General features: G+C 69.1%; 14 protein-coding genes and 1 pseudogene. 6 read left to right on the top strand and 9 right to left on the bottom strand.

All coding sequences use genetic code 11. From position 1 onward, the window contains the following. Positions 1-47 precede the first annotated feature (47 nt). Complete coding sequence (locus GQS65_RS00075) at positions 48-3,311, bottom strand: glucodextranase DOMON-like domain-containing protein (protein WP_158202638.1); 3,264 nt, start codon at positions 3,309-3,311, stop codon at positions 48-50. Positions 3,312-3,393: 82 nt separating this feature from the next. Beyond that, positions 3,394-3,741: a thioredoxin domain-containing protein gene (locus tag GQS65_RS00070; protein ID WP_368279736.1), complete on the bottom strand. Its 348-nt coding sequence runs from the start codon at positions 3,739-3,741 to the stop codon at positions 3,394-3,396. Between the two features lie 82 nt (positions 3,742-3,823). Here GQS65_RS00070 and GQS65_RS00065 point away from each other — a divergent pair, with 82 nt between their 5' ends. Genes GQS65_RS00065 through GQS65_RS00055 form a run of 3 tightly spaced genes read left to right on the top strand, consistent with a single transcriptional unit; the run spans position 3,824 to position 7,279 of the window. Beyond that, the gene (locus GQS65_RS00065) at positions 3,824-4,951 is read left to right on the top strand and encodes a glycosyltransferase (protein ID WP_158202636.1); all 1,128 of its coding nucleotides are present in this window, start codon (positions 3,824-3,826) and stop codon (positions 4,949-4,951) included. Positions 4,952-5,006: 55 nt separating this feature from the next. Continuing rightward, entirely contained in the window at positions 5,007-6,518 is a 1,512-nt protein-coding gene (locus GQS65_RS00060) for an alkaline phosphatase family protein (protein ID WP_158202635.1), read from the top strand. Between the two features lie 29 nt (positions 6,519-6,547). Next, positions 6,548-7,279: a hypothetical protein gene (locus tag GQS65_RS00055; protein WP_199268362.1), complete on the top strand. Its 732-nt coding sequence runs from the start codon at positions 6,548-6,550 to the stop codon at positions 7,277-7,279. Positions 7,280-7,315: 36 nt separating this feature from the next. On the opposite strand, the gene GQS65_RS00050 is transcribed toward GQS65_RS00055, so the two are convergent. From GQS65_RS00050 to wecB, 5 genes are all read right to left on the bottom strand, one after another. Beyond that, on the bottom strand, positions 7,316-8,467 hold the full coding sequence (locus GQS65_RS00050) for a glycosyltransferase family 4 protein (protein WP_158202633.1): 1,152 nt from the start codon (positions 8,465-8,467) through the stop codon (positions 7,316-7,318). Continuing rightward, entirely contained in the window at positions 8,464-9,657 is a 1,194-nt protein-coding gene (locus GQS65_RS00045) for a sulfatase-like hydrolase/transferase (protein ID WP_158202632.1), read from the bottom strand. Before GQS65_RS00045 ends, GQS65_RS00050 begins: the two co-directional genes overlap by 4 nt. 98 nt (positions 9,658-9,755) lie before the next feature. Continuing rightward, positions 9,756-11,327, bottom strand: a complete 1,572-nt coding sequence (locus GQS65_RS00040) for a flippase (protein WP_158202631.1) — start codon at positions 11,325-11,327, stop codon at positions 9,756-9,758. After that, a complete protein-coding gene (locus GQS65_RS00035; protein ID WP_158202630.1) occupies positions 11,324-12,424 on the bottom strand; it encodes a glycosyltransferase family 4 protein in 1,101 nt (366 codons plus the stop codon). The genes GQS65_RS00040 and GQS65_RS00035 overlap by 4 nt, the downstream gene beginning before the upstream one ends. Before the next feature lie 40 nt (positions 12,425-12,464). Then, the gene (wecB, locus tag GQS65_RS00030) at positions 12,465-13,550 is read right to left on the bottom strand and encodes a non-hydrolyzing UDP-N-acetylglucosamine 2-epimerase (protein WP_158202629.1); all 1,086 of its coding nucleotides are present in this window, start codon (positions 13,548-13,550) and stop codon (positions 12,465-12,467) included. 116 nt (positions 13,551-13,666) lie between these two features. On the opposite strand from wecB, the gene GQS65_RS00025 reads away from it, so the two are divergent. Next, a complete protein-coding gene (locus GQS65_RS00025) occupies positions 13,667-15,484 on the top strand; it encodes an AMP-dependent synthetase/ligase (RefSeq protein ID WP_158202628.1) in 1,818 nt (605 codons plus the stop codon). 27 nt (positions 15,485-15,511) lie between these two features. Here the strand turns inward: GQS65_RS00025 and GQS65_RS00020 are convergent, their stop codons facing one another. Both GQS65_RS00020 and GQS65_RS00015 read right to left on the bottom strand, forming a co-directional pair. Continuing rightward, positions 15,512-15,742, bottom strand: coding sequence for a hypothetical protein (locus GQS65_RS00020; RefSeq protein ID WP_158202627.1), 231 nt, complete (start codon positions 15,740-15,742; stop codon positions 15,512-15,514). Positions 15,743-15,859: 117 nt separating this feature from the next. Then, on the bottom strand, positions 15,860-16,855 hold the full coding sequence (locus tag GQS65_RS00015) for an ABC transporter permease (RefSeq protein WP_158202626.1): 996 nt from the start codon (positions 16,853-16,855) through the stop codon (positions 15,860-15,862). Between the two features lie 130 nt (positions 16,856-16,985). On the opposite strand from GQS65_RS00015, the gene GQS65_RS00010 reads away from it, so the two are divergent. Both GQS65_RS00010 and GQS65_RS00005 read left to right on the top strand, forming a co-directional pair. Further along, the gene (locus GQS65_RS00010) at positions 16,986-18,194 is read left to right on the top strand and encodes an ABC transporter permease (protein WP_158202625.1); all 1,209 of its coding nucleotides are present in this window, start codon (positions 16,986-16,988) and stop codon (positions 18,192-18,194) included. Positions 18,195-18,381: 187 nt separating this feature from the next. Next, positions 18,382-18,532: pseudogene (locus tag GQS65_RS00005) on the top strand (alcohol dehydrogenase catalytic domain-containing protein); the annotation flags it as partial.

The following is an 18,532-nucleotide window of genomic DNA, read 5'->3' as shown; positions in this document are numbered from 1 at the left end:
GGTGAAAACGGTGTGGGTTCGTCGGTCCGTCCCGGCCGACGGCGCGACTACTCCACCGGGAGGTACGGGATGGTCGCCTGCTCCGTCGCCGTGTACGCCAGCGCGTCGGCCTGGTCGACGCCCTCCGGCGTCACGAGGTCGACGACGTTCGGGTTGGCGTCGTCGTCACGGCCACCGCCAAAGACGTAGCCGCCGTTCTCGGCGTTCACCGGACGGATGCCACCGGTGTTGTAGCCGTCCTGGCCGAGCACCAGCGGGACGAGTTCGGTCCCCGAGAGGTCGCCGAGCGCCGCCTTGGGCACCTCGACCTTCACCGCGTTCACCGACTGGTAGCCCGTCACCGTGACGTCGCGGGAGACGACACTGCCCGAGGCGTCCTCGACGACGGGTTGGGCGAACCCCTCGACGACGAGTCGTCGCTGGTACGGGTCGGTGAACTGCGCGTTCACGCCCGCCCGTGCCGTGGTCGTGCCACCGGACGCCGACGGGTCACGGACGTACACCTGGATCGTCTGGAGCGAGAGACCGTTGCCCCCCCACGGGTTCGTCAGGGTGCCGAGGCCCGTGACGAACTGGTAACTGTCGCCGTCCTCGTAGACGCCGAACGACGTGAGGTCGAACGCGCCGTCGACGAACACGCCGTTGGTGGGGTAGGTGTAGCCTCCCGGCCCCGCGTCGTCGCCCTCGGGGTCGCCGAACTCCGCGACCGGGTCGCCCACGTCGACGTACGCGACCGTCGAACGGGCGACCGTCGTACCGGCCGCCGCGATGTCGCCGCCCGTCGAGGCGACGACGGTGACGGTGGTCTCCCCGTCCGCGACGGCGACCTCGGTGCTGAACGCGCCGTCCGTGACGTTCGCCTCGACCGTCTCCGCGCCCGTCGAGACGACCACCTCGCTCCCGCTCGTGGTCCCCGAGACGGTGACCGCCTTCGACCCGACGACGCTCGGCGGGAACTGGACGTCGAGCGTCGGTCCCTCGGGCAGGTCGCCGTCGGCGTAGCGCTCGCGGACGAACGCCGGCGTCTCGACCGGTTCGCCCGCGTCGATACCGTGCGCGAGGCGAACGAACTGCGCCATGCTCCACGACAGCGGCGTCGCGCTTCCGGTCCCCTCGCCGAACCGCCAGTTGTAGGCGGTGGGTTCGGGTCGGTCCCAGACCTGTTCGGGAATCATCCGCCCGGAGTTGGCGAACCGCTGCATCGACCGGAGCAGGGCGTCGGGAGCGACGCTCCCGCCTCCGCCCGCGAGCAGTTCGTACTCGGCACGCTCACCGGAGAAGATGGGCCAGAGTCGGCCCTGCCCGGTGTTGTCGAGCGACCACGGCGCGCCGGCGGGGTTGTCCGACCCGTCCTGTTCGCCGTAGCCGTCGCCGTTGTAGCGGTACCAGCCGGGACCGTTCGGCGTGTCGACTCGGATGGTGTCGTCGACGATGTCCACGGAGGTCCGAATCACGGGGTCGTCCGCGGGTTTGACGCCCAGTCGGACGAGTTCGAGGAACCCCGCGTCCGCGACGTTGCGCTCGTCGAGCGTCGGGCCGCCGTTGTTCATCGCCCGCGGTGCCCCGTCGTCGGGGTCGCGGTCGTCGTTGATGCGGAAGTAGTACTGCTCGTCGGCGAGGTCACCCGTCGAGGTTGCCATCCAGTTCTCGGTGTTGCGCTGCCAGCGGTCGGCCAGTGCCAGCCAGACGAGCGCGTCGGCCCGTTCGCCTTCGTCGGCGGCGATGGAGGCCGCACAGGCGAGACCGGCGATTTCGGCGGCGGTCGTCGACGGCGAGAGACCCGACTCCTCCTCCCAGCGTTCCTGGCCCGTCTCGGGGCCGTTCGCGGCGACGTAGTCCGAGGAGCGTTTCAGGTGCTCGTAGCCGTAGCCGCCCTCCTCGAAGCCGATGCCCGCTTCTCGAAGCCGATAGGCCATGATGGCCGGGAACGAGATGTTGTCCATCTGCTCGCCACCCCAGCGCGTCCGCCCGTCGACGTAGGTGTTCTGCGGGACGAACCCGGTCTCGTCCTGCTGGTACTCGTAGATGTACGCCAGCGCCTCGCGGGCGCTCTCCGTATCACCGGCGGCGAGCAGTGCCGAGAACGCCTGGTAGAGGTCCCGCGCCCACGTGAAGTTGTAGCCGTAGTCGGAGGGTTCGTTGGCGGTGACGCCGACTCCCCACGGCACCGACAGACTGGCGAGGCCCGCACCGGGGAACTGCTTGGAGTCGGCGGCCTTCAGCGCCATCGTGGCGGTGTCGTACTGGGCGCGGAGTTCCGAATCGCCGGCGACGGCGTCGGGCGTGTCCAGGTCGGCGAGGTAGTCGCGCCACGTCTTCGTGTAGCGAGCACGGGCCGCCGAGAACGCCCGTCGCAGCGCCCTCTGTACCTCGGCGCTCGCCGCCTCCTCGTCGCCACCCTCGGCGAAGCCGAGTCCGACCGTCTCGCGGAGCGAACTGCCCGAGCCGAGTCGGCCGACCATCGCGACGTTGCCCGACGCCTCGTCGTAGGTGGTCGCGGTAGTGCCGTCGACCAGTAGCGACGAGAGCGCGTCGCCGCCGACCACGTCGACGGTCGCCCAGTCGAACCCGCCGCGGGCGGCCAGCGCCAGCGCCGTATCGTACGCCGACCCGTCCGGGGCGCGGAACGCCGCGCTGTCGTCGTTCGCGTCCGTATCGCGGCCCGTCAGGACGTAGCCCGAGCGCTTCCCGTTGCCCTCACCTTTCCCCTTCCCGCCTCCCTTCGACGGCGGTGCGGAGCCACGGACCGTCGCCGTGTCGCTTCGTCCCGAGTTCGACAGCGCGAGGTCCGCGACGGCGTAGACGTCGTACTCCACGCCGTCGCCGGCCTCGAAGCGCACGTCCGCGAGCACCGCGTCGTGGTCCGGGTCGGCGACGTACTCGACGGTGAGCGTCCAGTCCCGCTCCGACGCCGTCTCGCGGGTCGTCTGCTCGAAGACCAGCGCCTCGTCCTCGCTCTGGACCGTCGTCCGGTCGAGCGTCGTCTCGGCCGTCCGGTCGACGACGTGCGTTCGCTTCGCGTAGCCCTCGCCGTCGGTCACGAGGAAGTCGAGCGTCCGGAGGTTCATCAGGTCGATACGCGGGAACCGCGCGCCGGTGAGCGCCCCCTCCGAGAGCGTGAACCAGACCCGCGATGGGTCCTCGCTCCGGTGGTCGGCGACGGTGCCGATGCCGTACTGCTCGCCGGTCGTCCACGTCGCGTCGATACCGCCCGTCGGGAGCGGGGCCGCACTCGCCGAGTCGGCGAACGCCGTCCCGAGCGCACCCGCACCCAGTAGCGTCAGTGCGTCCCGTCGTGAGAGCTCTCTCATCTGTGAAAAAATTTTACTACAAACATCCTTAATCGTTTGGGCCGGTCGGGTGTACGTTGGTACGATCGCGCCCCGGCGGCGTTCAGACTGTCAGGCCGGTGGCGGCGTGTTCGTTCAGGAACGCCACGACCGACTCCGCGCCCTGGAAGCCGTCGGCCATCCGCGCCACCTCCTCGCCGTCCTCGACGAGGACGAGCGTGGGGACCGAGCGTACGTTCCAGGCGTCGACGAGGCCGATATCGTCGCCGGGGTTGACCATCGCCACGGTGACGTCGGCCGCTCGTTGCACGGTCCCGAGGACGGGTTCCATCGCCTGGCACATCGCACAGCCGGCGGTGTAGAACTCCACGAGGAGTGGGTCGTGGCTGGCGAGCACGTCGTCGAGTTCGTCGGCGTCGGCCGGTCGGAGCGGTTTGGCGGTGAGGGTCACGGTGGTGGATACGACCCCGAGGGACAAAGCGAACGCGGCCACCACTCGGTGTGTTTTTCACGCCCTGCCGACAGTCGGGCGTATGGTTTCGCTCGCGGACCTCGACGTGGCGGTCGCACACTGGGGCATCGACTCGCCGGGTGGGGCCGAGGCCGTCGCCGTGGCGCTCGCCGACGCCCTCGACTGCGACCGGGTCTACACGCTCGGCGTCCCCGACGCGGGCACCCGCGAGGCGTACCCCGACGTCGAGTTCTACGACGTGCTCGAGGACGTCGCGCTGGAACCTCTGCGACGGGTACAGGCCGACCTGGACCGCGTCTTCGAGTACGCCCTCTGGGAGGACGTCGACTGGCGCGAGTACGGCCCGCCCGACGTGCTGGTAACGTCGGGAGCGACGACGCGAGCGGTCATCACGCCCGAGGAGACGCTCCACCTGAACTACTGTCACTCCCCCGCACGGACGCTCTACGACCGCTATCACGACCGGACGAGCGACCTCCCGAGCCTCCTGACCCGCCCGGTCCTGCGCTACCTCCGGACCCGCGACGCGGCCGTCGACGCCCGTGTCGACGGCTACCTCGCCAACAGCGAGGTCATCGCCCGCCGCCTGTGGAAGTTCCACGACCGGGACGCGGAGGTGCTGTACCCGCCGGTCGCCGTCGAGGCGCTGACCGCACTCGACCGCGAACGTGGCGAGCGCTACCTCCACCTCGGCCGTCTGGACCGTGAGAAGGGTGTCCCCGAGGTCGTCGACGCGTTCGAGCACCTCGACCACCCCATCGACTTCGTGGGACCGCGTGGCGACGTCTCGGACGACACCCTCGACCGTATCGACCGCGCGTCGAACATGCGCAACCTCGGGTTCGTCTCCGTCGACGAGAAACACCGCCTGCTCGCCGAGTCGCGGGCGGTCGTCTTCAACGGTGTCGCGGAGGACTTCGGCATCGTCCCCGTCGAGGCTATCGCGGCCGGGAGCGCCTGTCTCGCCCGCGACGAGGGCTTTCCGAGCCTGTTCGTGGACGGGGAGGTGGGCCTGCGTCACGACGGGAGCGTCCGGGGCGTTCGGGAGGCCGTCGAGCGCTTCGAGGCCGACCCGTTCGACGCCGAGCGCTCGCGGGCCGACCCGTTCTCGGAGGACGCCTTCGAGACGCAGTTGGCCGAGACGGTGACGAGTCGCTACGCGGCGTTCGTCGAGCGGTTCGGTCGCTGACGGGCAGAGGAGGCCCAGTACTGGTTTATAGCCGACCGACATACCGCGAGACAGTATGACCGAGACCATCGTCGTCGGCCTCGACGGCGCGAACTGGGCGCTGTTGCGCCCGTGGCTCGACGACGGAACACTCCCGAACATCGCCGCGTTGCGCGACGACGGCGTGTCCTCGGACATGGAGAGCTGTCTGCCACCGGTCACCTGCCCGAACTGGCGCTGTTACACGACCGGGAAGAACCCTGGCAAACTCGGGGTGTTCTGGTGGGAGAAGATAGACACCACGAACCGAACCCTCACCACCCCAACCTCCCGCTCGTTCGACAGTGCGAACTACTGGGACTACCTGAACGAGGACGACCTGACGGCGGGCATCCTCAACGTCCCGATGACCTACCCGCCCGACGAACTCGACGGCTTCCTCGTCTCGGGCGGCCCCGGAAGCGAACAGGACGCCTACACCCACCCGCCGGAACTGGGCGACGACCTCGATTCGCGGGGCTACCAGCTTCACCCGACCGTGCCGGTGACGGCCGACGAGGACCGGGAGGCGGCCGACGCGATGGTCGACCTCATCGACGACCGACTGGCGACGTTCCGCGACCTCATCGACGAGAACCCGGTCGACGTCGCCCACTGTACGGTGTTCTACGTCAACGTCCTCCAGCACTTCTTCTGGCGCGGCGAACCCACTCGCCGCGCGTGGGAGGTCATCGACGACCACCTCGGCGACCTCCGCGAGGAACACCCCGACGCGACGCTGCTGCTCATGTCAGACCACGGCTGTACGGACATCGACACGGTGTTCAACGCCAACGCGTGGCTGGAGTCGATGGGCTACCTCGTCACCGACCGCAAGGGGACCGATGCGTTCGTGAAACTGGGGCTGAACAAGAAACGGGCCTCGCAACTCGCCCACCGCTTCGGTGTCCACGACCTCGTCGTCCGCCACGCCCCCGAACGGCTGAAGAACTCCGTCCCCGACGACGAGGAGGGGTTCAAGCGCGAGCAGAAACTCGAACGCGTGAACTGGGACGAGACGACGGCCATCGCCAGCGGGCAGGGCCTCGTCTACGTCGTGGGCGACGACGCGGCCGTCACGGAGCAGTTGCTGGGCGACCTGCGGAACCTCCGCGACCACGAGGGTCGGCCGGTCGCCAGCGAGGTACTGCGCCGCGAGGATGCCTACAGCGGGTCGCACGTCGACGAGGCACCGACCGTCGTCTTCGACCAGCGACCGGGCGTCCACACCAGCGGGGCCATCGGCGACAACCCCGTCTTCGAGAGACCGGGGAAGTGGGCCGCCGAGAACGTCCGGACCGGCCTGTTCCTCGCCGCCGGCCCCGACGTGGAGGGCACGCTGGAGGAGACCGTCTCCATCCTCGACGTGGCCCCGACGGTCCTCCACAGCGTCGGCAGCGCCGTCCCGACGGACGTGGACGGCCGGGCGCTGGACCTGTTCGGCGGCGAGAGTCCCGGAGAGCGCGACCCCATCCCCGCCTCGGCCGTCGACAGCGCCTCCGACCAGTCGGTCCAGGACCGACTCGCCGACCTCGGCTACCTCGAATGACGGTCCACCTGACCGGCGACGTCCACCACATGTCCCTGGACACCCGCGACCAGGCCCACATGGACGGGACGGAGATGGAAGCCGCCGTCGAGTACGCGGAAATCGCCGCCGACCACGGCGTCCCAGTGACGCTGTTCGTGACGGGCAAGGCGATGCGCGAGGAACCGGACCACGCGCGGACGCTCGCCGCGATAGAGGGTGTCGAACTCGGCGGACACGACTACTACGCGTTCGGCACGCCGGTCCACAAACTCTGGCGCGGTCTCACCGGGTCGTGGAACGGCCCCCGCCCGTTCCAGGCGTGGGAGATTCGACGGACGCTCTCGGCGTTCGAGCAGTTCGGCGTCGACGTGCGCTCGTGGCGCGACCACGCCTACCGCCACGACGCGAACACCGCGCCGCTGCTGGCCACGTACGGCGTCACCCACCTCTCGGACGCCGTCGAACCGGCGGGCGAACCGCGCGACGAGGACGGCCTCCGGGTCGTCCCCGTCAACACGCCGCCCGACCACGAGCACGTCTACCACGCCTTCCGGACCCCCGAGTTCGTCGCCGAGGACGGCTTCGAGGGACCGTTCGGGACCGAATCCGTCACCGCCGACGAGTGGGTCGAGTGGGTGCTGGACTGCGTCGACGACGTGGAGACGGCGACGGTGCTCGCCCACCCCGCGTGCATGGAACTGGCCGACGAGTTCGCGGCGTTCGAGGAACTGTGCGAGCGACTGAGCGACGAAGACTGTCGACACCTCGGCGACTGTTGAGTCAGGTACGTCTCGACGCTCAGCGAGCGCAGACCCTCAGCGTGCGCGACGAACCAGGTCGACGATGGCGTCGTAGAGCCCCCGTCCGACTCGTTCGGTGTCGCCACGTTCGGTGACAGACTCCAGGCCAGCCTCGCCGAGCGCCGCGCGTCGGTCGGGGTCGGTCAGCAGGTCGTCGACGGCCGTGAAGACGGCGTCGGCGTCCGCGTCGACGAGCACGCCCGTGACGCCGTCCTCGACCTGTTCGCGCATCCCGTAGCCGTCGTTCGTGACGACGGGTTTGCCCGCGGCCTGTCCCTCGCGGACGACGTTGCCGAAGCCGTCGATGAACGAGACGTAGCAGACGACCGTACTCGCCGCGTAGAGGCTCCGCACGTCGTCGACGAACCCCGGGACGTAGATTCGCTCGCGCGTCTCCGCGTCGAATCGCTCGTCGATGTCGTCGAGCAACTGCTCGCGGTAGCGGCCGTCACCGGCGACGACGAACGCGGTGTCGGGGTGTGCGTCGAGGAGCCGTTCGACCGCCGGGAGCGTCCGCCGAACGCCCTCGTACTTCCCGCGGAAGCGGAGGTTCGTGACCGTCGTGACGACGGTGGACTCCTCGATACTCAGCGCCTCGCGTGCGTCCCCGCCCGACGCCTCCTGGTAGGCGTCGACGTCGATGGGGACGCCGACGACGCGCACGGCTCGTGGGTCACAGCCGGTCTCCTGGACGGTCAGCACGGCGAGGTGGTCGGTGAGGACGAGGAAGCCCTCGGCGCGGCGGAAGGTGAACCAGTTCATCGCCCGGAAGGCGCTGATGAGGGCGTACTGGCCGTACTCGCCGTCGGCACGGAACTCCGCGGCTTTCTCGCGGTTGATCTGCCAGATTTCGCCGCCGATGCGGATCACGACGGGGAGTCCGAACAGCGTCCCGAGGATGGCCGCGGCGAAGCCGACGACGCCGCCGTGGTCGCCCACGACGACGTCCACCTCCTCGCTGCGAGCGTGGCGGATGCCGTCCCGGAGCACGCCGACGAACCGGCCGGCGAGGCCGTCCGCGGTGTTCGTCACCGTCGTGATGGCTTCGCCGGTCGTCTCCAGCGGGTCGACGAGTTTCTCCGTGCGGTGGCCGCTGAGCACGAGGACGGCCGGACCTTCATCGTCAGTAGCGCCGCTCACGGATTCGCCGTCGGCAGCGTCGCTCATTCGACGTAGCCGAGCGCTCGCAACTGGTCTTTCGGGACGGCCTCGACGTCCGTGTCGTCGCCACCGAAGGAGAACTTCGCCACGAGGTGGTTGCGTGCCCGCTCGACGTCGGGGTCACCGTAGACCACCTCCTGTGGCCCGTAGGTCCGCAGCAGGCCGAGCACCGGCGCGAGCGACCGTGGGCGGTTGGCCGGGGCCTGCGCGCCCTTGAACCACTTGCGGTGGAGCGCGAACAGGAGGCGCTCGGGCGCGCTCTCGTGGTGGTAGACGACGCCACCGTTCCGGTCCCACGCCGAACTCCCGCCGTAACGGACCCGCCCGGCGTTCGCCCAGAAGTCCGCGCGGACGATACGGTCGTCGTCGGGGGTCTCGGTCCACAGGTCGACGCCGTCGACGTGTTCGGAAGGCGTGCGACCCTGCGCACCCATCAGCGTCGGCGCGAGGTCGACCCCGGAGACGACACCGTCGAGTTCCTCACCTTCGGGGAGGCCCGCGCCCATGAACACCGTCGGCACCTCGACCAACTCGGGACAGATGGGCGAGCCGTGGGCGTAGACCCCGCCACGCTCCGCTTCGCCGAGTAGTTCGCCGTGGTCGCTGGTGAACACGACGAGCGTGTTCTCGAAGAGACCGCGGTCTTCGAGGTCCTCGACGACGTCGAGGAAACGGTCGGCCGCTGTCTCCGCGCCCGTCTCGTACTGTTCGGGGATCTCCTCGCGCCTGTCGGCGTAGTGCTCGAAGTACTCCGGGGAGTTCGTCCACGGGACGTTGAAGAAGTCGTAGGGGGCGTGTGCGCCCTTCTCGTGGATGATCGTCGTGAACGGTTCGTCGGCCGTCTCGTAGTAACACTCGTGTTTCAGCCGGAGGACGCGGTTGGGCGGTTTCTGGGCCGGGTCGTCGATGTCGACCCAGACGTTCCGGAGGTCCATCCCGGCGTTCGGCCCGGCGAGCAGTTCGGGCGGTTCGTCGAGGACGCCCTCGAAGTTCCAGACGCGGTGGCGAGCGGGGTAGACGCCGGTCATCATCGACGGGACGCTCGTCGCGGTGTAGGTGCTCGCCGAGATGGTGCGGGCGGTGACGCCGCGGTCGGCGATACGCGTCGGGAGCGAGTCGTGTCGAAGACTGTCGGCGATGAAGACGACGACGTTCTCGACTTCGTCGTGACTACTGAACTCCGAGAGACCAGCCATTACTCCCCGGATACCTCGGGGGCCTACAAAAGCACGTCGGGCGATTCCGCCGGAACGGGCGACGAGGGAGCAGCACACCGCACGCGGCCACCGAACGCTCACGAGAGACGGTCGATGAGGCGGTCGACGGCGGGGTGTGAGACCCCGAGTCGCTCCTCGGCGGAGCGCGCGAGCATCACCTCCTCCTCGTTCAGGCCGAACACCGCCAGCACGAGGCCGACGAAGACGACGGTGAGCGTCAGACCGAACCCGAACAGGTAGAGGAACGACGAGGTGGTCCCGGGGGCGAGGAGCCACACCGCGGCGAACAGCGGCACCGCGACGGCGATGGGACTCAACACCCGCCGGGTGAGCGACCAGCGCCCGAGGAAGTGGTAGAGTTCGAGCGCGGTCAGCGCGTCCAGCGTGAGGTACGCGACCACCGTCGCCGCGGCGGCCCCGAAGATGCCGAACTCGGGGATGAGCAGGACGTTCAGGACGACGTTGACGACGGCCGCGACGACGTTGTTGGCCGCGAGCACCCGGGAGCGGCCGAGCGCCTCCAGCAGGGTCGTCTGGGCGTTGACGATGTTGTGGACCGCGAACCCACACGCCAGCACGGTCATCGACAGCGCCCCGGCGGCGTACGCCGGGCGGTAGACGATGGCGATGAACTCGGCGGGGTAGAAGACGAGCGGTGCGAGCGCCGGGATGCTGACGACGACGAGCCACCGGAGGACGGTGTTCTGGACGCGCAGCAGTTCGTCGTAGTCGCCGGTCGACTCCACCTCGCTGGCGACGGGCGTCCCGATGAAGCTGTAGGCGGCGGAGAACGTGATCATCAACTGCGCGCCGGCGTAGGCGACGCCGTAGGTCCCGACCGCGGAACTGTCGAGGAAGTAGAGGACGAGGAAGACGTCGACGCTCCGGTAGACGAAGTTCGCCGCGCCAGTGACGACGAACGGTGCGGAGTAGCGGGCGAACTCGCCGAACAGCGAGAGGTCGACCTTCGCGCCGTCACGCGGCAGGATACGGAAGGCGAAGACGACGGCGGCGAGCGCACCGACGGCGTAGGGGACGGCGTACGCGAACGCGATGCCGGTCTGTTCGAGGCCGTAGGCGACGGCGACGATGACCAGGCTGAACCGGACGACCGGCTGGAGGATGTTCTCGACGTAGACCCGGTAGCGAGACTGCTTCTGCCCACGGATGACACCGACCGAGAGTACCGTCGCCGTCGAGAACGGGATGACCGCGCCGAAGATTCGGACGCTGACGGTGACCGTCGGGTCGCCGAAGACGTTCGTGGCGATGAATCCCGCACCCAGCGAGAGCGCCCCACCGACGAGGAGCGCGACCGGGAGGCTGACCAGGAACGCCGTCCTGACGACCGAGCGTTTCTCCGACTCCTCGAGGCGCGGCAGGTAGCGGGCGAGCCCCTGGCCGAGGCCGAGGCTGCCGACGATGGCCCCGATGTTGAGCAGCGCCGTCCCCGTCGTGATGCCGCCGAACCCGCCCGTCGAGAGGTAGCGAGCGGCCAGCACCTGTGCGAGGAAGGCGATGAGCACCTCGATGACGAGGCCGGCGTAGACGACGCCCGCACCCTTCGCCAGGTCACGGATGGGCTGGTTCCGGTCGCCATCCGAGCCGGACGAGGACGCCGACGAGTCGTCCGTAGCCGTCTCGCTCATCGGCTCACGACGCGACCCAGCGCTCGTTCGTACCGGTCGTACAGCTCCTCCCAGGTGAATCCGGACTCGACGGCGCGGCGGCCGTTCGTCCCGAGTCGCTGGCGCACCTCCTCGCTCGCCGCGAGGCGGTCGATCGCCGCGGCGAGGTCGGTGGGCGACCGTGGAGGACAGAGGAGGCCCGTCTCGCCGTCCTCGACCACCTCCGGGACGCCGCCCACGCGGGTGGCGACGACCGGCGTCTCGGTCGCCTGTGCTTCCAGAATCACACGGGGTAACCCCTCGGTGTGAGAGGGAAGGACGAACGCGTCGACGGCACGGTAGAGCGCCGGGACGTGTTCGTAGGGGACGGCTCCGAGGAGCGTCGTCGCGTCGTCGGCGATGCGCTCGACGCGCTCGCGGGCCGGGCCGTCGCCGGCGACGACGGCGCGAACGTCGTGGTCGGCGCGTTCGACCGACGTCAACAGGTCGTAGACGCCCTTATAGCGGTGGAGACCGCCGACGAACCCGACGCGGAACCCCTCGTCGGGGAGGCGCTCGGCGTACTCCACGGGGAGCGTCGGACCCTCGGGCGTGAACCGCTCGACGTCGACCGCGTTTCGCACGTCGAAGAGTCGGCCGGCCGGAACCCCGCGCTCGCGGAGCTGGTCGACGATGTACCGACAGACGACGAGGTAGCCGTCGTGGGGCGCACGGAGGCGTGTCTCGACCGACGTGGCGTTCAGCCGGTCACGGACCGACCGCTCGACCGATCCGAGGGTCGAGCCGACGTGGACGACGTGGGGGACGCCGAGCGTGCGGGCGGCGAGCAGGCCGGGGAGGTACGTCTTGCGGGTCTTCGAGACGACGACGTCGACGCCGCGGCGGCGACCCACGGCGACGGCCCGAGCGAGCGTCCGCGCGGGGCCTTCGAGCGGGCCGAACCGGGGCGTCACCGAGTGCTGGAACAGTCGCTCCGGAGCCGGGTTCCAGTCGACGAGCGAGACGTCGTGGCCGCGTTCGCGGAGCGCCGAGACGACGTTCCGGACGTGAATCGCTCCACCCCGGACCATCGTCCCGGAGAAGCCGATGGCCTCCTCGGTGAGGTAGAGGATTCGCATTGGGCCACCTACCGCCAGCCCTCCCAAGTTTCCTTCGGGATTACTCGCCACCGGTCCGGGTGTGGAGTACGTCGACGATGTGCTCGCCCGCCGACCCGTCGCCGTAGAGGTCGGGGTGGCCCGTCATCGCCTCGCGGGCGGCGTCGTCGGTGAGCAGCGTCTCTAGCCGCCGCCCGAGTTCGTCGGGTTCGACGAGTTCGTTGACGCCCGCGTCGACCGTCTCGGGGCGTTCGGTGTTCGGCCGGACGGTCAGACACGGCACCTCCAGAATCGAGGCCTCCTCCTGGATGCCGCCGGAGTCGGTGACGGCGACGCGGGCGTTGTTCAGCAACTGGAGGAAGTCGAGGTAGTCGAGCGGTTCGACCAGTTCGAGCGACCCCGACGGCTCGTACCCCATCTCGTCGAGGACGTTCGTCGTCCGAGGGTGTGCGGGGAGGACGACGGGAGCGCTCGCGTCGTCGAGCGCGTCCATGATGGCCCGGAGACGTTCGGGGTCGTCGGTGTTGCTCGCGCGGTGGATGGTGGCGGCGACGTAGTCGTGGCCGGCGATACCGAGGTCGGCGAGCACCGACGACCGTTCGGCGGCCAGCGGCGCGTGGTCCCGACAGGCGTCGACGATGGTGTTGCCCGTCTCGTAGACACCCGCCGTGACGCCCTCGTCTTCGAGGTGTTCGATGGCCTTCGCCGTCGGCGCGAACGAGAAGTCCGCGACGTGGTCGGCGACGACGCGGTTGACCTCCTCGGGCATCGTCCGGTCGAAACTGCGCAGACCCGCCTCGACGTGGCCGAACTTCGTCGACAGCTTCGACGCCGCGAGCGCCGTCGAGAGGACGGCGTTCGTGTCCCCCAGCGCGAGCACCGCCGCGGGTTCGCGCTCGACGAGCATCTCCTCGACCCCGACGAGCCCGGAGGCGGTCTGTTCGGCCTGTGACCCCGAGCCGATTTCGAGGTTGTCGTCCGGCCTCGGGAGGTCCAGCGACTCGAAGAACGCGCCGCTCATCTCGTCGTCGTAGTGCTGGCCGGTGTGGACCAGATGCAGGTCGAATCGCCCTTCGGCCGCCCGAATCACGGGAGCCATCTTGATGATTTCCGGTCGGGTGCCCACCACGACCGCGAGTTCTCGCATACCGCTAACGCCAACGGACGACCACTTGCTTCTTTCTCCCGAACCGCGCGTGGAACTGTCACGCACCCGTGAACGCAGCTATATGTTCGCAAAAGTCCATGATAGTTCCGAGAATCATGGCAGTCGACCACACTACGGCAACGGAATCGGCCGTCCGGACCGTCCACGCCGGCGAACCGCTCGACGTCCCCGAGGGGCCGCTGGCGCGGTGGTTCCGCGACCGGGTCCGAGCCTACGGCGACCTGCCGGCGACGAGACACCGCGACGAGGACGGCGCGTTCGTCGAGACGACGTTCTCCGAGTTCTACGCCGAGGCGGCCGCCGTCGCCGGCGGGTTCCTGGAGACGATGGAACCGGGCGACCGACTCGGCGTCCGCGCGGAGACGCGCTACGAGTGGTCGCTCGTCGACCTCGCGAGCATCCTCGCGGGACTCGTCCTCGTCCCCGTCTACCCGTCGTTCAGCGCCTCGCAGGCCCGGTACGTCCTCGAAGACGCGGCGGTACGGACGCTCGTCACCGAGCGCGACCCACCGCTCGAAGTCGCCGGGGCCGTCGAGTGGGTCGTCGACGTCGAGGACCTGCCGCACGTTGAGGACGTCGACCCCGACGACCTGCCGGGGTTCGACGTGAGCGACGACGACCTGGCGACCATCATCTACACCTCGGGGACGACGGGGTTCCCGAAGGGGTGTGAACTCACGCACCGGAACTTCCTCGCGCAACTGGCAGCGGTCGCCTCGTTCATCGAGTCGAAGCCGGGCGACACTGCGACGTGTTTCCTCCCGCTGAGCCACGTCTACCAGCGCATCTCGAACTACGCCGACTGGAACCAGGGCGTCTCGACGGTGTTCATGGCCGTCCCGTCGCTGCTAGAGGACCTCGGGGAGACCCAACCGAACGGCTTCGTCACCGTCCCGCGGGTCTACCGTCGGATGTACGACGGCGTCAGAAAGCAGGTCGCCGAGGCGGAGGGCGCACGCGGGCGCATCGCTCGCTGGGCGCTCGACGTCGCCCGCGAGTACGGCCGGGCCGTCGACGGCGGCGGCACCCCCTCGGCGAGGCTCCGTGCCCGTCACCGTCTCGCCGACCGCCTCGTCTACGGCCAGCTCCGGGAACGACTCGGTCTGAGCGACGTCTCGTTCGCCATCACGGGCGCGGCGAGTATCGACCCCGAACTGCTCCACTTCCTGTGGGGTATCGGCGTCCCCGTCCTCGAAGGCTACGGTGCGACCGAGACGACCGCAGGCGGGACGCTCAACCGCCCCGGCGAGATGCGGGCGGGTACCGTCGGGAAACCCGTTCCGGGGATCGAAGTCGCGCTGGCCGACGACGGCGAGGTGCTGCTTCGCGGCCCACAGGTGATGCGGGGCTACTGGAACAGGCCCGAGGCGACCGCCGAGGCCATCGACGACGAGGGCTGGTACCACACCGGCGACGTCGGCGAGTTCGACGGCGAGTACCTGCGAATCGTCGACCGGAAGAAGCGCCTCCAGGTGCTCGACACGGGCAAGAACGTCTACCCCGGCCCCATCGAGACGGCGCTCCGTCGCAGTCCCTACGTCGCCGAGGCGATGGTCGTCGGCGAGGGTCGGAAGTACGTCACCGCGCTCGTCCAGCCGAACTTCGACCTGCTGGTCTCGTTCGCCGAGGAACACGGCCTGCCCTACGACGCCGACGAACTCGAACGCGACCACGACGGCACCGTGGTCGCCGTCCCGACCGACCTGCTCGACCACGAGGAGGTCCGCGACCTCGTACAGGCGGAGGTCGACGCCGCCAACGAGGACCTCGCGGAGTACGAGCGCGTCAAACGCATCGCGGTCATCGAGCGGGCGCTGAGCGTCGACGAGGAGGAGTTGACGCCGACGCTGAAGAAACGACGCGGGACCATCAGTGAGCACTTCGACGACCGCATCGAGGCGCTGTACGTCTGAAGCGGCCACGGGCAGTTCGCGGGGCGTTCACTCGACGGGCACGACACTCATCGCCCGGACGAACGCGAACGGCATCGCGCTGAGGACGGCGACGCCGACGGCCAGCGAGAGGACGCCCGCGAGCAGCGACCCCACGCCGGCCGCGAGCGCGGCGGCGACGAGCCAGCCGGCAACGAACAGTGCGACGAACGCCACGAGGGCGAACGCGAGGCGGTCGAATCCGGAACGAGTGGTAGGTCCGAACGTGGTTCCGTTCATAGTCGGAGCGAGGACTCCCCGAGCAATAAGCATAAGCTGAAAGACATTTCTGTCGACGGGCGGACTGAACCACAGTTCAGTCAGTCGTCGGACACGTTCGGAGGCGACGCCGTCCGGTCAGCCGTCGTCACCGACCCGTGGGTCCAGATAGGTGTACGAGAGGTCCTGGAGTAGCGTCCCGAGAACGCCCGTTGCGACGACGACGGCCGTGATGCCGACGACCAGCGCGAGGTCACGGCCGAAGATGGCCCGGTACGCGATGGCCCCGATGCCCTGGACGGGGAAGATGTACTCGATGACGAAGACGTCGACGACCAGCACCGCCAGCACCTCCGTGACGAACAGCGCGACCAGCGGTAGCGCGGCGTTCCGCAGGACGTGGCGGGCGAGGCGGAACGGGCCCGCACCTTTCGCACGGGCGAGGCGGACGAAGTCCGACCGCGAGTACTCCAGGGCCGCCGTCCGGGCGTGTCGAATCTGGCTGCCGAGGAGCGCCAGCGTCAGGACGAGGACCGGGAGGAGCGTCCCGTGGACGCGAACGGGGCCGAGCGTGCTCGGGAGGCCCGACCCGAGGAGGTCGAGCGGTATCGCCACGACCACGGGGACGAGCACCGCGAGGTAGAAGTTCGGGAGGCCGCCGCCGAAGTACGCCGCGACCGACGCGCCACGAGCGACCCGCGAGTCGGGGACCAGCGCGGCGTACGTCCCGAGAGCCGTTCCCAGGCCGATGGCCAACACCAGCGCCGGGAGGACGTACCGGAGCGTGTTGGGAATCGCCCGCACGAGCGCCGCCGTGACCGGCATCGGTTCCGGTTGTCCGTCCGGACCCATCCGTCGCTGGGTCGTCGAGAGACCCCAGTCGAACGTGGCGAAGTCGCCCGCCCAGTCGAGATAGCGGTCGACGGCCGGTTGGTCGGCGTCGCCCTCCAGTCGCTCCAGCGCGGCCGCTTTCTCCTCGTCGCTGAGTTGGTCGTTGGTGTTGATAGCGCGGCGTTCGACGGCCTCGTTCGGGTCCGGCGTGAGCGCGATGCTCGCCCAGGCCAGCGAGACGACGACCCAGACGACGACGACGGCGAACGCGACACGACGGAGCGCGGTCAGCCAGCGCGCCATCCGACGACTCCTCTCGTCATATCCCAGAGCGAACGGCCGTGTGACAAATAGCCACCGTATCGCTGAAACGACGATTTCAGTGAACCGACACGCCTTAGCCCGATAGCGAACAGGTGGGTGACAGACACGGATGGCGACCGACACCGACGAGCGGTTCGAGGCAGTCGACTGGGACGCCGAAGCGACCGGCCGCCGACCGAGCACACAGGCGACCGCCAACGTCGCCGTCGTCGTTCTCTCGGTGCTGGGGTACGTCTACGAGACGCACCTGACGGCCACCGACCTCGTGCCGCCGCGCGGGGACGGCATCGACCTCGCGTGGCCCGTCTCGAACGTCGACTGGCTGTTCGTCGTCTCGCTGGCACTCATCGCCGTCAACGTCGGATTCCCGCTCGCACGGAACCCCGACCGGACGCGACAGTACTGGCGACGACTGCGGGCCGACCGCCTCGGGAGCGCGGCGGCCGTCTACCTCGCCGTCTTCTTCGTCCTCGGCCTGTTCGGTCCGGTCGTCCTCGGGTCGCCGACCATCCAGAAAGGTATCGCCTTCCAGCCGCCGGTCCTGTTCTCCATCAGTAGCACCATCCCGACGACCTGTCTCGGCGAACGCGTCCTCTCGCGGTGTACCGGGACGATGGCCCACCCGCTCGGGACGACGTTCGAGGGCAAGGACGTCCTCCTGATGGTCATCATGGCGATGCGCATCACGCTCCAGGTGGCGGTCATCGCGGCGGCCATCATCGTCCCCGTCGCCACCGTCGTCGGGACGACGGCGGGCTACCTCGGCGGGTGGGTCGACGACGTGCTGATGCGCTACGTCGACCTCCAGCAGGCGATTCCCGCGTTCCTGGTCTACATCATCGGCATCTTCCTCTACGGCCGGTCGCTCTTCCTCATCGTCGTCGTCTTCGGCCTGTTCTCGTGGGGCGGCGTCGCCCGGATGATTCGCTCGGAGGTACTCAGCCGCCGGGAGGAGATGTACACGATGGCCGCCCGGAGCGCCGGTGCGAGCCACCTCCAGGTCGTCCGCCGCCACCTCCTGCCGAACGTCTCTGGAACCGTCGTGACGGCGACGACGCTCCAGGTGCCGGCCATCGTCCTCGCGGAGGCCGCGCTGGCGTTCCTCCGCCTCAACGAGACGACGCTCCCGTCGTTCGGCGACCTCATCGCCGGCGGGACCATCGGGCGTGTCCTCGGCTGGACGAACTTCACGGAGGCGTGGTGGATTGCGACGATCCCCGCGCTGTTCCTGGCGGTGACGGTGCTGTCGTTCGGGCTACTGGGCGACGCGTTGCGGGACGTGCTGGACCCACGGGGGGCGAGCGAGCGACGTGAGTGACCGCCACCTCACGGACGACTGGTCGACCAGTCGTCCGTGAAACCAACACGTCGGGCACCGGGGGTCTCTCCGGTCGGCGTGGAGGTGTCACGCTGGAGTCGGTCACGGAGACCGGACCACAGAGAACCCCTGCAAAAACGGTAAGACGAAACGTACCATTCAGATAGACCGGTGTGAACAAATGTCAATGGACGCAGTAGTGTATCAGGGACCCAAGGAGGTCGCCGTCGAGGAAGTGGAGGAACCGGAGCTACAGCACCCGAACGACGTCGTCATCGACATCACGACGTCGTGCATCTGTGGGTCGGACCTGCACATGTACGAGGGGCGAACCGCGG

Source organism: Halomarina oriensis (genome assembly GCF_009791395.1).
Taxonomy (GTDB): Archaea; Halobacteriota; Halobacteria; order Halobacteriales; family Haloarculaceae; genus Halomarina; species Halomarina oriensis.
This window is presented reverse-complemented; position numbering and strand designations above follow the sequence as displayed.

Bases quoted from the DNA above. Each gene is read 5' to 3' on its own strand.
- GQS65_RS00075 (WP_158202638.1), bottom strand. From the start codon at position 3,311: ATGAGAGAGCTCTCACGACGGGACGCACTGACGCTACTGGGTGCGGGT.
- GQS65_RS00065 (WP_158202636.1), top strand. From the start codon at position 3,824: ATGGTTTCGCTCGCGGACCTCGACGTGGCGGTCGCACACTGGGGCATC.
- GQS65_RS00060 (WP_158202635.1), top strand. From the start codon at position 5,007: ATGACCGAGACCATCGTCGTCGGCCTCGACGGCGCGAACTGGGCGCTG.
- GQS65_RS00055 (WP_199268362.1), top strand. From the start codon at position 6,548: ATGTCCCTGGACACCCGCGACCAGGCCCACATGGACGGGACGGAGATG.
- GQS65_RS00050 (WP_158202633.1), bottom strand. From the start codon at position 8,467: ATGAGCGACGCTGCCGACGGCGAATCCGTGAGCGGCGCTACTGACGAT.
- GQS65_RS00045 (WP_158202632.1), bottom strand. From the start codon at position 9,657: ATGGCTGGTCTCTCGGAGTTCAGTAGTCACGACGAAGTCGAGAACGTC.
- GQS65_RS00040 (WP_158202631.1), bottom strand. From the start codon at position 11,327: ATGAGCGAGACGGCTACGGACGACTCGTCGGCGTCCTCGTCCGGCTCG.
- GQS65_RS00035 (WP_158202630.1), bottom strand. From the start codon at position 12,424: ATGCGAATCCTCTACCTCACCGAGGAGGCCATCGGCTTCTCCGGGACG.
- wecB (WP_158202629.1), bottom strand. From the start codon at position 13,550: ATGCGAGAACTCGCGGTCGTGGTGGGCACCCGACCGGAAATCATCAAG.
- GQS65_RS00025 (WP_158202628.1), top strand. From the start codon at position 13,667: ATGGCAGTCGACCACACTACGGCAACGGAATCGGCCGTCCGGACCGTC.
- GQS65_RS00020 (WP_158202627.1), bottom strand. From the start codon at position 15,742: ATGAACGGAACCACGTTCGGACCTACCACTCGTTCCGGATTCGACCGC.
- GQS65_RS00015 (WP_158202626.1), bottom strand. From the start codon at position 16,855: ATGGCGCGCTGGCTGACCGCGCTCCGTCGTGTCGCGTTCGCCGTCGTC.
- GQS65_RS00010 (WP_158202625.1), top strand. From the start codon at position 16,986: ATGGCGACCGACACCGACGAGCGGTTCGAGGCAGTCGACTGGGACGCC.